This window comes from Clostridium sp. UBA7503 (genome assembly GCF_002477055.1).
In the GTDB taxonomy this organism is placed as follows: Bacteria; Bacillota; Clostridia; order Clostridiales; family Clostridiaceae; genus Clostridium_J; species Clostridium_J sulfidigenes.
On record NZ_DLNT01000021.1, the window covers coordinates 49,565 to 64,463 of the forward strand.

The following is a 14,899-nucleotide window of genomic DNA, read 5'->3' on the forward strand; positions in this document are numbered from 1 at the left end:
CATACATTTAGTATGACCTATTATTTTAAGTCATTTAAAACTTTTTTCAAAATACTCTCTAATAGCTTTACGCTATCAATTTCATTTACATTTAATTTATCTTTTAATACTTCACAATTGGAATTCTCTACATTGTCCATCATCCCAACAATTTCATCTGCCTTACGAACTCCATATCCAACTTTACGTACATATATTAAGTTCATAGGTGAAACATTATCTGAAGTCATTCCATGTCCTGCAGATCCACTGCCTAGAGTCATTGATGGAAACAAGTTTGTGGTTGCTCCCATACTCCCAAAAGTTCCTGGAGTGTTAACAAGTACTCTTCCAACAGGTTTTTTTAATGCAAATTGACGAATAACCTCTTCATCCTTTGAATGTATAATAAGTGTATGTCCATGTCTCTCACTAAGTAATAATTCTATACACTTTTCACAAGCATGCATCCAGTCATCTTCTATATAAAAAGCTAAAACAGGACAAAGCTTTTCTCTTGAATAAGGATTTTTTTGAGATACAAATTTTTGCTGAGATATAAGCACTCTTATATTTTTAGGAACACTGAATCCAGCTTTTTTAGCTAAAAATTGTGGCGATCTCCCAATCATATCCATGTCAGAACTTCCATCTTTGTAATATAAGATTGATGCCAATTTTTCAGCCTCTTCTTCTGTCATAAAGTATCCACCATTTTTAATAAGTTCTTGTTTTACTTCAGCTACTATGCAGCTATCCACAACAATTGATTGCTCAGCAGCAGATACAACTCCATAATCGAAGCTCTTACTGTCAATAATATCTTTAGCAGCTTGATCAATATCAGCAGTACGTTCTATAAATGCTGGACCATTTCCATTGCCACCATAAATTACTGGTTTGCCGGACTTATAAGCTGCATCAAGCATTTCTGGAACCCCTGTATTCATTATTAGTGAAGTATCTTTATGATTCATAAGTTCTAATGAACCACTTGAAGTCACTGTATGCAAATATGCAAGTGCACCTTCTGGAAGCCCTACCCCTTCTCCAGCTCTAATTAAAATATCAATTGTTTTAGAAATTGTATTTTTAGCTCTTGGATGAGGCGAAAATATAATTGCATTTCCTGACTTAATTGCAATTAAGGCCTTATATATGGTTGTAGAAACAGGACTCATTGATGGAGAAAAGGCTATAATAACACCCATTGGTACTCCTATATCCTTTGTCTTGTTCATTTTATCTTCACTAATGACACCTACACAATTCATACCCTTAAGTCTGTTTTTCAGATACTTACACACAAAGTGATTTTTAATATGTTTATCTTCCCACTTTCCACATTCAGTTTCCTCATTAGACATTTTTGCAAGTTCTTTTAAATGTTTTTCAATCTCTTCGGTCATACGCTCAACTATCTCATCAAGTTTTTCTTGTGGGAAAGCTGCTAATTTGCTTTGTGCCTCACGAGCATTTTCAACAAGAATTCTCGCTTCCTGCATGGAGAGTAAATCATTATCAATAATATTCATTTTTCTCTCTCCTTTTCCTTATAAAAAGTTTTTTTATTTATTATTCTGTTACAAGATTTGTAATTGCATAACGTTTTATTATTTTTTCTAAATCTTGGTGTGGCCTTGGAATAACTATTGAACTATAAAGGCTTCCACCTTCCATTCCTTCAACTGCTGCAACACCAGCATCTACTGCTGTTTTACAAGCACCAACATCACCACGAACTAAAACAGATATATAACCTGACGCAACGTTTTCATATCCTATTAGTTCTACATCTGCTGCTTTGCACATAGCGTCTGCTGCTTCTAAAGCAAAAACCAGACCAAAAGTTTCGATTAATCCTAAAGCTTCATATCTTGACATATGTAAATCATTTCCTTTCTATGCTTTATGCGTCGATATCGTGTACTGAAACGATATCTCCAACTTCTCTAATTGGACGTGGCATAACATTGTGTGCTGTTAATTTACCAATTGCTGCTGCTGCTTCAGCACCTGCTTCTACAGCAGATCTTACTGCACCAACATCACCTTTTACCATAATAGTTACAAGTGTTGAACCAATATTTTCATATGAAATTAATTCAACATTAGCTGCCTTAAGCATTTTGTCTGCAGCCTCAAGTGCAGGAACCAATCCTATTGTTTCTACAAGGCCTAAAGCCTCATCTCCATAATATCTCATTACTAATTCCTCCTTCCTATTTTTAGCTCAATATACTTTAGCTTAACTACATAACTTCTATATATTATATCTATGTTTGCATGCATCTTTTGTTTGTTCTTATATATTGATTATATCCCTTACCCTTTGGGGGAAAGTCAATATATTTCTTGCATTAAAATTCTTAAATATTTTTACAAGAAATTATGCTGTTAAGAGTAAAGTCTTTTCTTAATGTTTAATAAGAATAACTATTTTACTAAATTCATAAGATATTTTTCTTTATGAGCATTACCCATAGGGTAATGTTAAAAATTAATCTCTTATGTATTTGTCAATTGTAGCTGCACCATCTTCATGGGCGTGATAATAAACCTTTAGTTCGTTATTTTTATCTAATTCAAATCTTGTTTCCTCAATAAGACCATTTGCTTCTGCTGTCATTAACGCAGTAATTACAGCATTCTTTTTTAAAGCTTTAAAACTTCCATATTGTCCCTTTAATGCTTCTATAACATCATCTGCACAAGCTTCTTCTACTTTAGTAAAATATTTTAATATTGCATAATTAAGCGGCTTCATCTATTTTATCCTCCTCTTTTTTTCTTCTTAATAAATCAAGCGGATTCATAGATATTGTAAGGATACCAAACATCATTATTACAGCTCCAATCCAAGCAACTGAAGGTAATGACCATCCATCCATTCCACCATATACTCCTAATAATAATAAGCAGAATAATGGTCCAAAGAATGAATATGTACCGTTACATGCAGTTCCGAGCCCTGCTCCACACATACTGTTTCCAGCATACCATGTCATAAATGTGATAAATGATAAAAGACCACTTAATGCAAACCAAATCATTGCAGGACCACTTGTGAATGCTTGTATAGCAAGGTCAATAGAAATATTCATTCCACCAGCCATAATTCCAAAAACCGGAACTAGGATAAATAAATTTGCTATACCTGATGTAACTTGACGAATACAAATACCTATCTCTGGATCTATCATTGATGTGCCATATCCAGCTACACAACCTTCAAACCCCCATGCAAGGGCTGCAATAATAGCTATTAAAATACCGATTAAAGTATTCGCTGAAGCACCACCGCTAAAGCCTGTACTACCAATTAAGAAACTAGCAAATACACATACTGCAATACCTAAAGCCATACGTTTATTTAACTCCTGCTTATATAAAATTTTTCCTAATATAGCAGCAATAGCAGGACAAAGAGCTGATATTGGAACAACTATTGGTCCAGCCATTTGAAGAGCTATAACATAAGCAGTACCAGCTATAGGTCCTCCAATAAGAGCTGCTAATATCATAATTCGTCCTGGAGTAGTGTTAATACATCTTACAAAGTCTTTAAATTTACCTTTTACTAATGCAAATGAAATCGCCCAAACTGCACTACATGTATCATTTATTGCATTACCAAGTGCCGCAAGTAAGTATGCTATAACAAATGCCGATAAACCTGCTGAATTAATGCCATACCAGTCACCCCATACTCCTTTTGTCATACCCATAGTCAGAAATGCTGTATATAACCCATAGGTAAGTCCTGAAAATAAAGCTAGAGATATACCTTTTTTGAAGAAATCACTTGATAATTTCTTCTTTGCAGCCATAGCTTGTGGGCTTACTGCTTTTGAAACTTCTTTCATAAAATAAAACTCCTTTCAATTAACCATATCTTTTGTATATTAATAAATAATTATGGCTCATCCCTATGAAACATAAATTATAGCAATGAGCCTTTTAATTAATTAATTCAAAAATTTTTCTTAATCTTTTATATATTTGTTGATTGTAGCAGCACCATCTTCGTGGGCACGATAATAAACTCTCAACTCACCATTTTTATCTAATTCAAATCTTGTTTCTTCAATGAGACTATTTGCCTCTGCTGTCATTAAAGCTGTAATTACAGCTTTCTTTTTTAAAGCTTTAAAGTTGCCATATTCTCCTTTTAGAGCATTTATAACATCATCAGCACAAGCTTCATCAATTTCTGTAAAATGTTTTAATATTGCATAATTAAGCGGCTTCATTATCTTATACCTCCTTCTTTTTAAACAAATCCATTGGATTCATAGCTATTACAAGGATACCGAACATCATTAATACCGCAGAAATCCATACGATTGGAGGTAATGCCCATCCGTCCATACCGCCTATCACTCCAAGAATTATCCAACAGCAGAATGGACCCCAGAAGGAATATGTACCATTACAAGCCATACCAAGAGCAGCACCGCACATACTATTACCGTTGTACCAACTCATGTATGAAACAAAGGCACAAAGACCACTTAGTGCAAACCATATCATTGCAGGCCCACTTGTAAATGCTTGAGTAACTAAATTAGTTGAAAATTTAATTCCATCTCCAAATATCATTCCAAATAAAGGTACTAATATTATTAAGTTTGAAAGCCCAGATGTAGCTTGACGAATTGTAATACCAATCTCTGAGTCAATCATAGATGTACCATATCCAGCTACACAACCTTCAAATCCCCATCCAAGAGCTGCAATAAATGCAATACAAATTCCAAGGAACATTCCAGCTGGAGCATCTCCACCAATACTAGTACTACCGATCATAAAGCTAGATACAACACATATGGCAATACCAAGCATCATACGTTTATCTAGTTTTTGTTTGAATAATATTCTTCCTAAAATAGCACCGATAGCTGGACAAAGAGCTGTAATTGGAATAACAATTGAACCCGCCATCTGTAAAGCTACAACAAAAGCTGTGCTTGAAATTGGTCCTCCGATAAGAGCTGCCAATATCATTACAGCACCTGGTTTGGTTTTAAGACATCTAAAGAAATCTCCAAGTTTACCTTTAACAGTTGCATAAATTACTGCCCAAACAGCACTACATGTATCGTTTACGGCACTACCAAGGGCACCAAGTACATATGTAATAACTACTGCTGATAAACCTGCTGTATTAGCACCATACCAATCACCCCATACTCCTTTAGTCATTCCCAATGTTAAAAATGCTGAATAAAATCCATACATAAGACCTGAAAAAAGAGCAATTGAAATACCTTTTTTAAGGAAATCAGATGATAATTTGTTTTTTGCAGTAATGGCTTCTAAACTTACCGTTTTCGAAACTTCCTTCATAAAATAAATCCCCTTCCACTTATTTGATAATAACTTTTAAATTTATATCATTAAATAAAAATTTACAATGAGAATGTTTTGTGATTGTTATAATTTGGGATATTTCATTTTAAACTATTGAATAACTTTTCATTTGATATCTTGTGGTTATTTTATTAACAATTAAATTATATGCCTTTCCCTATGGGGTAAAGTCAACATGTAATTACCATCAAAATTCAAAAAAAATTAACACAACTAACTTAATAAATAATTATAAGTTAGTTGTGCCAGTTATTTTAAGTGCTAAATACTAGTTTCCGCCAATATCAAGGAGTAGAAATTTTATTTTATAAAAGAAATATATGTATTTTTTTTAAAAGATATATTTGTATTTTTTTACAAACCGAGTTTTATCGACATTTTATCCCTTACCCTACGGTCAACGTTTTCAGTATTTTCAGTTTAATGAATCTATCTCTTTCTTCTAATTTTAATCAAAATTTCCGTTACAAACTTGTCAGTGTTTTTAGTTGTCCAATAATCTGTTACATATCTTTCATAAGATTCTTCAGAACATATGTAATCATGTTCCTTAGCCCATCCTTTTATTTTTTTATATGTTTCATTAATTGTTTCATGAGTACCTATATGATAGCAAGAAGCTGCTAACCATCCACCATATTCAATACTTTCTTCATCCTTACATTTTAAAATAGTCTCTTGCATTATTTTCATCTTACTACATTTCCCATTAATCTTATCCTCAAAAGATGGAAAACATATAATTACAGGCCCTGTTATTGCATTATTTATACTATCAATATAATTGTTAAATTCTATGTTAATTATACAATCCATATAATCATAATTAAAATTTTGATTTAAGAAGATTAAATTGCACTCATCTATATATTTTATAGAGACATCACAAACATTATTTTCAATTACCATCTGCGCCTCAACTATAAGTGCATGCCAATCTCTTACAGATCTTATCTTTAAATTTATTTCCTTCTCAAGTTCTCTTAATTCATCAATTTTTGTTCTAAAACTTTTATCAAAAAAATCATAGGTTGTTCCTTGTAAAAAAGATCTCATTTCTTCTAGCTTAAATCCACTTTGCTTATAATATTTTATTACTGGTACAGATAGTAAATTTTTCTTGCTGTAATATCTATAACCACTTTCATCAGCTACTTTATCAGGTGATAATATGCCCATTTTATCATAATATCTAAGTGCTTTTTTTGTTATTTTACATATCTCTTCCACTTTGCCTATGGAATATAATTCTTCTCCCATACTAAGTTCACCTCTTTTATAATATTTTTAGCTGTTTTTAAAATCTAAATCATTTTATTCTAAAGATTTTAAAACTTTATTAAAAAGAATTTCCCCCACTAAATGTAAAGAATATAAGGAGGAGTCCTTATAAGCATTAAAAAAATAACTTCACCTTGTAATATTTATAAAGATTTTAAATTTATTCTAAGAGACACAAATTCCTTGCAATTTTCAAAATGTTTATCATAAACTTATATATAATAAAAATCCTAATGAAATCTTAGCTAATTGCTATATCAAACTTTTTATATAAATAAATGGATATTATTATGACGAGAGTTGTAAATACTTAATTATATGAATTTAAATAAACAAAATTTGATAATATTCAAAAATAATTGAAAAATAATATTTAACCTTAAAATGAATATTTTACCATATAAAATTAAAGAAAAAATATATTATTCGTATAAATAATATTACATATTATAGTCAAACTGTAAAGAGGAAATTTATTACATTAAGTTGAATGTATAACATTCTAGCCTAAATTTAAGGAGTTTAGCAGAACCAATAAAAAAACCACCCATTAATGAGTGGTATAAAATACAAAATTTTATCCAAAAACTTTTTCTAAAATTTTTGATAAATCTTCCCCTGTTACTTCTTTAGGATTTGCTGTTGTACATATGTCATTAAGAGCGGCTGTAATTATTTCTTCTTTTGATGCTTCAGCTAGCTCCATATCAGCACCTTGTTCTTTTAATGTTGTTGGAATCATCAAAGTCTTTTGAAGTTCTATAATGCTTTTAATTAAATTATTAACACCAATATTTACATTTGGCGCATGTAATTTTAATAACTTGGCAACTCTTTGATACTTTTTAGATGCTAGGTCATATTCTACATTAAAAGCACCTTTATTTAAATTGGCATTATATTCTATTACATAAGGAAGTATCATTGCATTGCTTCTTCCATGAGAAATGTGTAATTTCCCACCTACAGCATGAGCTAAACTATGAGTAATTCCTAAGCCCGCAGCATTAAATGCCATCCCAGCAAGACATGATGCATTGTGCAATTTTTCCCTTGCCAATACATCATTTCCATCAGCATAAGCTAGTGGTAAAAATCTAAAAGCTAAAGTAAGTGCTTTCTCTGCAAGAGCATCTGAAAAATCAGTGGCATTCTTTGAAACATAAGCCTCTAAAGCATGTGTAATAACATCCATTCCTGTATCAGCAGTTATAGCTTTAGGTACAGATTTTACTAGTTCCGGATCAAGAATTGCAACTGTTGGAAGAAGGGATTTATCTGCAAGAGCATATTTTAATCCTTCTTGTTTATTTGTGATTACTGCATATTCAGTTACTTCAGACCCTGTACCACTTGTAGTAGGTATAGCATAGAATTCTTCTATACAAGAAACTCCACCAGTAATTTTTTTTGCATATTCTCTCATAGCTTTAGCTCCATCAATTGATGAACCTCCACCAAGAGCTATCATAACCTGAGCATCACAATTTTGTAATTTCTGAATGCCTTCAGCAATAACTTCTACAGATGGATCAGGTATAATATCACTAAATACTGCTACTTGACAATCAACAAGCTTTTGCTTTACTTTCTCAGCCATACCTGATGTTTCCATGAATTTATCACATACAATTAGCACTCTTTTATTCTTGATTTCATTTAGTTTTTCTAAAGAGCCTTGTCCAAAATAGACCTTTGTGTTGATACTAAATTCTTTCATATACAATCTCTCCTATTTTAAAAATATTCAAGATATGAATGAATTAGTTTTCTTTGCTTTAAAATAAAATTAACCCACAATTATAACAATCAAAAAAGTTTATATTAAACTTTACTTGATTCATTATATCAGTAATAAAATACTATTGCAACATAAGGTTCAGTCAGTTTGCATTAAGTAAAAATTTTTCAAATTACCTTCATGTAAAATATATGATAAGTTATATTTTAGAAGCGTAAAGATAAAAAACAATCATAGTTACATTTCTACCACTTAACATTAAAAAACAAACTTTTTTAATGTGCTATTTACTTTACTTAACGTAGATACAAGCATTTTTAGGATGCTTGGTAAAAATAAAGAAACTACAAAGCCCACAGCACATAATACAAATATCTTATATTGAATAACATGTCCAATATAAATTTGATATCCATGAATAGCAGATATAGATATGGCTGCTATTATTATAATCTTAGATGCAATCCAAGATATTATATTTAATATTTTACATAGAAATATTATTATGGATAATATAGCTACTACAGGCATAAACAATATCTTAAGCGGCAATTGCGTGAGGGAAGGCGCACTATTTTTTTTATTACTTCCTGCTTTTCTACTATTGTCATTTTTGCTTTGTTTTTCAGATTTAATATTTTCTCTATATCCTGTAGATTTCTTTTTAGCTCTTTTTTGTTTTCCTATTGATGTGCTTTTGGAAGATGATCTCTTCTTTTCTCTACCAGCTGTAGATTCTTGTTCATATTGATTAAAGCTCTCATAGCCATTACTATCATCTTTATGAAAGTTATTATTTAAATCTTTCACTTGATTATCTATAATCACAGTTTGCTCATTTCGATTTTTTTCTCTCTCTTCTTTTATTTTTTTATAGGCTTCATCAAACACATTTATAAAAGATTTTACTCTTTTTTCATCTTCTATCTCTTCTTTAAATTTATTTACCCTATCTTCATAAGCTTTTGTTATCTCTTCCATAGATGTATTTTTATCAACACCTAAAATTTTATAATGTTCCATATCTCTCCTTCTCTAACTATAAGTTTAACTTTTTCATTTGTAATCTAATATTTTATAGTCAAAATAACCTAAATATCACTTGTTCATCCAGTACTCTATTTTTAATTTATTAATATATTTATAATTCTATCTTCTCTAAATACAGGATTTATTTTAAAAATCTCTGCCAAGGTATCTATATTTTCCTCTAAATGTTCAATGTCTTTAGAATAGATACGGGTTATACCTACAATATCCTCCTCACTAAAATCTCCACTTTCTATCCACCTTACTACACATAACTGCTTAATTATTAAGTAACTCACCACGGCAGTCTTTACTTTAGCAGCCACATCATAGTCAAAGACAGCTTTCATAAAATATCTAAACACAAAGTAAACTAATATATTTTCAAACTTATACATATTACCTTTATAAAAATTGTTAAATTCCTTATATTTATCTAGATAAATTTCTCTATTCTCATCACTACTCTTAATATAAGATAACACCTTATCTAAGCCTAAGGGATCATTGTTATTTATATGCTTTAAGCCTTTAAATATATGAAAATATTCTTCTATATCATTATACCAATGTTCTTTATCACTGCTATGCTTATCCAAATCACTAATAGTCTTATTTATAAAATTCTTATCCAAATATCTTTCTTTAATGGTATTTAAGTTAGTTAGATCATCTTCATCTATTTTGTCTTGAACTTCCTTTACAAAGTCAAGAATTATAGTAGCTCTTATATTTAAATCAATATTACGATTCTGAAATATATTGAAAATTATATTTCTACACTGCATAAGCTCAATAAAAAGCATTCCATCAATATCGTTATAAGAAGTTATAATCTCATAATCTTCACTTAACTCAAATTCTACTTTATTAGAATCACCTAGCATTATCCTTGCTGCCTCTGGACAGGAAAGTGATATACCTATTTCTCGTAAGCTCCCGAATTCCTCCATATACCTAGGATACCTCTTGCAAGTATAGCAAAGACCATCTTCTCCAAGTTCATTATATATATCACATAATTTGTTTTTATTTAGAAAGGCACAATTTCCATTTTTCAATACAAATATATTATCTTCTCCATCATTGACTATCTCACTTCTTAGTCTTTCACCAAAGCTACCACTAAGATTTTCATAGTAATTATAAGTTTCTTTATCAATAACAATTTCCCAACCAGCACAACATGTATCCTCGCACTTATCTGCTATACATTTGAATTTATTAAGATATTTCGGTACTCTTATTTTCATTTTTCACCTCAAAGTTTTTATTATATATTTAAGGTATCTGAAAATAAATAATAAGTCAAAGATGGGAAGTATATTTTGAGTTAGACAAGGAAACAGGTTCTTCAGATAGTAGCACTATCTAAGGGTTCTGTTGACGCAGTATAACACAAAATAGACGAACATTCTGACTTATTTATTTTTGAAGATGCCTTATTTTAAATTCTATTTTATCATATTCTCATAATTTTATATTGTAAATATACTTTTACTTATTCTAACATCATTCTTTTCTTCTCACACTCTTATTTTTTCGAAAATATACTTTTATCAAAAACTATATGCTTTATCCTGAATTATTAATAAAAAAATAAAAACCATGCATAGCTTAATATCTATATTTATTAATATTTTGCTTTTCACATAAAAAGTGATGAAAAGTATAGAAAATGAGCCTCTCCTTTGTTATGGTTAATTTGCAGAAAAACACTTAACAATGGAGAGACTCATATGAATATCCCAATAGAAAAATATGTAAATTAATAAGAAAATTAATTTAATAATCGATAGCTACTAAGATTGTTACTGGCTGTAGATATCTAACATTTAAACTATGCAGTAGTTGTCCTTATAAAAATAATTTCAATTAATAATTCAAGTTAATATATTAAAATATCTTATTAACTGATTAAAAAATAAAGTTATAAATAACTATAACAAATAAAGTACTAAATAATGTTCCAATTAAATAATACTCACCAAATTCTGCATTCTCAGAAATCTTATTATATCTAGCAATTGACTTTGCTGTTAAAATAAATCCTATAGCCGAGTATTGATTGTTATATAAAAACATAGCAATTATTATACGTTCTAAAAAACCTATAATTGCACCATTATTACTACTATTATTATCAACACTGCTATTGATGCTATTGTTAAATATCAAATTATTACTACTAGTAACTAAGTTTTCCTTAGGTTTACATCCTGAAAATATTATTTTAAAAGTTATATTTGCTGGCTTATGCATATATAACACCATCAATACCCATTTTAAAACCGTTAATCCATCGATACCCAATATACTATATACAATATACAATGTATCTATTGGATAATATAAATTCTCCCTAAAACAAACTATTACAGCTATAAGTAAAATTATATGTAACACTTGATCAAATATATATATTATCCATGGTTTAATATACTTTTTTACTTTATTCTTTTTACATGCAGTATGAAATATTTTTAAATATCCCTTATATGAATAATATTTTACTACATCTATCAATAAATGAGCTAAACATAATAATAGTATTAATCCTGTTATCCTATAACTTTTTTCAAACAAAAATAAAATTAAAATAAATGGAATACTATACAATACTGAATGTTTAAATATGCCACCTATTTTTTTCTTCTTTAACTCTGACATTTCATCATCTTGAAAATAATAATCCCCAATTACATGTGCTATCAAGCATAATACAATAAATTTAATCTGCATATTTATATTCTCCCCATACTTCCATCAAAACTCTATTCAAACTATGTTTTACATAAATATAATTATAATATCCTGAGCTTTTTAATCTCCTTTGTACGCTTGATTGAGCTAAATTTAATTCATTAGCAATTTCCCTTTGAGTCTTATTTGAAAACATTATTTTTTCGATAAGCTCTCTTTGCTTATCTGTCCACTTCTCTTCTATAAAGTAACATAAACATAAATTATTATTGATTAAACTAACTATATCAGTTTTATAAATCGAACTAACCCCTATATCTGTATTGTATTGTGATTTACTGTTTGTTTTATTTAATATTTTAATTTTCTCTATCATTTTTCTAGCATAATGATATGCTGGACCGTCAGCCCCTAATGCCATCTCTTTATTTATATTAGTATCAATATTACCAATCCCAACTCCAAACCTAATTTTTATAGGATACATTTTAAACTTAATTTTATCAATAATATCAAATAAATGAATAGGATTACTTAATAAGCCTTGAAATTCATCTCCTAATGTAATAATAAATTTTGCAGCAATGTTTCTTTCATATTCAATATTTATATCTTTTAATATATGATTTAGTGTTTCTTGAGCTTGATTTCTATTTAATATCTTTTTTGACTCAACTATATCACCTATAATTGCAAAGTACATAATTATTACCTCATAATTTCATAAATATTTCTTTAATTTTAACATTTATTAGATACTTTTTCAACAATGATGCATTTACAATAGCATCATCTTTTTTGATGCACTTACAATAGCATCATCTTTTTTGATATTCTTGCAGTAGTATTAATATACTTTTTCTTTTTTCTTAAAAATAATTTTTTTAATTGGAATAATATATTGTTTAGTAGTTTAAATTATTTGCTTATACTGTATGTTAAAGTTAAAAATGAGGTGTAAAATAACACCTCACCTAACAACATAATTTTACATATTTATTATACAATCTTTGTTGTCCAGTCCTCACAGTTCCATATGTCAGTTACTACATCTTTATAAAACTCTGGTTCATGGCAAACTAGTAATATAGTTCCCTTATATTCTTGTAATGCTCTCTTTAACTCATCCTTTGCTTCTACATCTAAGTGGTTGGTAGGCTCGTCAAGGATTAATATATTGGTTTCCCTATTTATAAGCTTTGCAAGTCTTACTTTTGCAGCTTCTCCTCCTGATAGTACCATAACCATACTTTCTATATGCTTAGTAGTTAAACCACATTTAGCTAAGGCTGCACGGACTTCGTATTGAGTGCAGCTAGGAAATTCACTCCAGTACTCTTCTATACAAGTATTTTTATTTCCTGATGCACCTTCTTGCTCAAAGTATCCTATTTGTTGATAGTCACCTAGGGTAACTTCTCCACCTATAGGTTTTATGTCTCCCATAAGGCTCTTAAGTAGAGTTGTTTTTCCCAATCCATTGGCTCCTACAAGGGCAATCTTTTGTCCTCTTTCCATATAAATATTAAGAGGCTTTGTTAATGGACTATCATATCCTATAACCAAGTCCTTAGTTTCAAAGATAACCTTACCTGATGCTCTTCCTGTTTTGAAGCTAAATGTTGGCTTTGGTTTTTCCTTAGAAAGCTCTATTCTATCCATTTTATCCAACTTCTTCTGCCTTGATTTAGCCATGTTCGATGTAGCAACATTAGCTTTATTTCTCGCAACAAAATCTTCAAGTTTTGCAATTTCAGCTTGTTGCCTTTGATATGCTCTTTCAAGCTGTTCTTTCTTTGCTTCATATATTCGCTTAAACTCTTCATAGTCTCCTACATATCTACTTAACTTTCTATCTTCCACATGGTATATAAGATTAATTACAGAATTTAAGAAAGGAATATCATGAGATATTAGGATGAATGCATTTTCATAGCTTTGTAAATATCTCTTTAGCCATTCTATATGCGCTTCATCTAAATAGTTTGTAGGCTCGTCTAGAAGTAATATATCTGGAGTTTCAAGTAGAAGCTTTGCAAGTAAAACCTTAGTTCTTTGTCCTCCACTTAAAGCCGTTACATCTTTATCTAGTCCTACATCTAAAAGTCCTAATCCCTTAGCAACTTCTTCAACCTTTGCATCTATAACATAAAACCCGTTATTATCTAGCATATCTTGAATAACAGCAGTTCTTTCTAATGCCTTATTCATTTGATCTTCGTCCATTTCACCCATTTTGCCATAAAGTTCATTCATTTCAGTCTCTAAATCAAATAGATATTTAAATGCATCTCTTAGCACATCTCTTATAGTTAATCCTTGTTCTAGAGCAGCATGTTGATCCATATATCCTACTCTAACATTATTAGACCAAATCACTTGACCTTCATCAGGCATAAGTTTACTAGTTATTATATTCATAAATGTAGATTTACCCTCACCGTTAGCTCCAATTAAACCTACGTGTTCCCCTTTTAATAATCTAAAGGATACATCTTCAAATATTGCTCTATCCCCAAAACCATGACTTATATTTTTGACTGTAAGTATACTCATATATTTTCCTCCTATATCCTTTTGACTATTACCATTAAATGGTATGTGTTCGAAAAATTCAAACCAAGAATATTATACTTTACTAATAAAGATTTTTCTATGGTAAAAATTAAATAATTTATTTGCAAAATCCTCTCTATAAATTTATACTATAAGAGGTCTAAATAAAGTTTAGTAAATTTATTTCTTAGATATAACAATTTTAAATTTACCAATATAAATTATTAATAATTAATT

At 29.7% G+C, this 14,899-nt stretch carries 14 protein-coding genes; all 14 read right to left on the minus strand.

Annotated features, from left to right (window positions below; genetic code table 11):
- Window positions 1–20 precede the first annotated feature (20 nt).
- The 14 genes from B3630_RS05795 to B3630_RS05860 all read right to left on the minus strand — a co-directional run bounded on the left by B3630_RS05795 (window position 21) and on the right by B3630_RS05860 (window position 14,662).
- On the minus strand, window positions 21–1,514 hold the full coding sequence (locus B3630_RS05795) for an aldehyde dehydrogenase family protein (protein ID WP_346896334.1): 1,494 nt from the start codon (window positions 1,512–1,514) through the stop codon (window positions 21–23).
- Between the two features lie 40 nt (window positions 1,515–1,554).
- On the minus strand, window positions 1,555–1,863 hold the full coding sequence (locus B3630_RS05800) for a BMC domain-containing protein (RefSeq protein ID WP_035134854.1): 309 nt from the start codon (window positions 1,861–1,863) through the stop codon (window positions 1,555–1,557).
- 25 nt (window positions 1,864–1,888) lie between these two features.
- Window positions 1,889–2,185 (minus strand): BMC domain-containing protein, encoded by a 297-nt coding sequence (locus B3630_RS05805; protein WP_346870054.1) that lies wholly within the window; start codon window positions 2,183–2,185, stop codon window positions 1,889–1,891.
- Window positions 2,186–2,479: 294 nt separating this feature from the next.
- A complete protein-coding gene (locus tag B3630_RS05810) occupies window positions 2,480–2,746 on the minus strand; it encodes a hypothetical protein (protein WP_346896336.1) in 267 nt (88 codons plus the stop codon).
- Complete coding sequence (locus tag B3630_RS05815) at window positions 2,733–3,845, minus strand: hypothetical protein (protein WP_346896338.1); 1,113 nt, start codon at window positions 3,843–3,845, stop codon at window positions 2,733–2,735. The genes B3630_RS05810 and B3630_RS05815 overlap by 14 nt, the downstream gene beginning before the upstream one ends.
- A gap of 120 nt (window positions 3,846–3,965) precedes the next feature.
- Window positions 3,966–4,232 carry a hypothetical protein gene (locus tag B3630_RS05820; RefSeq protein WP_346896340.1) on the minus strand — a complete coding sequence of 89 codons (267 nt, stop codon included), beginning with the start codon at window positions 4,230–4,232 and terminating at the stop codon, window positions 3,966–3,968.
- Window positions 4,233–4,236: 4 nt separating this feature from the next.
- Window positions 4,237–5,328, minus strand: coding sequence for a hypothetical protein (locus B3630_RS05825; RefSeq protein ID WP_346870058.1), 1,092 nt, complete (start codon window positions 5,326–5,328; stop codon window positions 4,237–4,239).
- Window positions 5,329–5,781: 453 nt separating this feature from the next.
- Window positions 5,782–6,612, minus strand: coding sequence for a MerR family transcriptional regulator (locus B3630_RS05830; RefSeq protein ID WP_346896342.1), 831 nt, complete (start codon window positions 6,610–6,612; stop codon window positions 5,782–5,784).
- A 598-nt stretch (window positions 6,613–7,210) separates the two neighbouring features.
- The gene (locus B3630_RS05835; RefSeq protein WP_346896344.1) at window positions 7,211–8,353 is read right to left on the minus strand and encodes a 1-propanol dehydrogenase PduQ; all 1,143 of its coding nucleotides are present in this window, start codon (window positions 8,351–8,353) and stop codon (window positions 7,211–7,213) included.
- Between the two features lie 279 nt (window positions 8,354–8,632).
- Window positions 8,633–9,397, minus strand: coding sequence for a molecular chaperone DnaJ (locus B3630_RS05840; RefSeq protein WP_346896346.1), 765 nt, complete (start codon window positions 9,395–9,397; stop codon window positions 8,633–8,635).
- Window positions 9,398–9,498: 101 nt separating this feature from the next.
- Window positions 9,499–10,656, minus strand: coding sequence for a flagellin lysine-N-methylase (gene fliB / locus B3630_RS05845; protein ID WP_346896348.1), 1,158 nt, complete (start codon window positions 10,654–10,656; stop codon window positions 9,499–9,501).
- Window positions 10,657–11,320: 664 nt separating this feature from the next.
- Entirely contained in the window at window positions 11,321–12,145 is an 825-nt protein-coding gene (locus tag B3630_RS05850) for a DUF3307 domain-containing protein (protein WP_346896350.1), read from the minus strand.
- Entirely contained in the window at window positions 12,135–12,809 is a 675-nt protein-coding gene (locus B3630_RS05855; RefSeq protein WP_346896352.1) for a SatD family protein, read from the minus strand. The genes B3630_RS05850 and B3630_RS05855 overlap by 11 nt, the downstream gene beginning before the upstream one ends.
- 296 nt (window positions 12,810–13,105) lie before the next feature.
- Complete coding sequence (locus tag B3630_RS05860) at window positions 13,106–14,662, minus strand: ABC-F family ATP-binding cassette domain-containing protein (protein ID WP_346896354.1); 1,557 nt, start codon at window positions 14,660–14,662, stop codon at window positions 13,106–13,108.
- Between the last annotated feature and the right edge of the window lie 237 nt (window positions 14,663–14,899).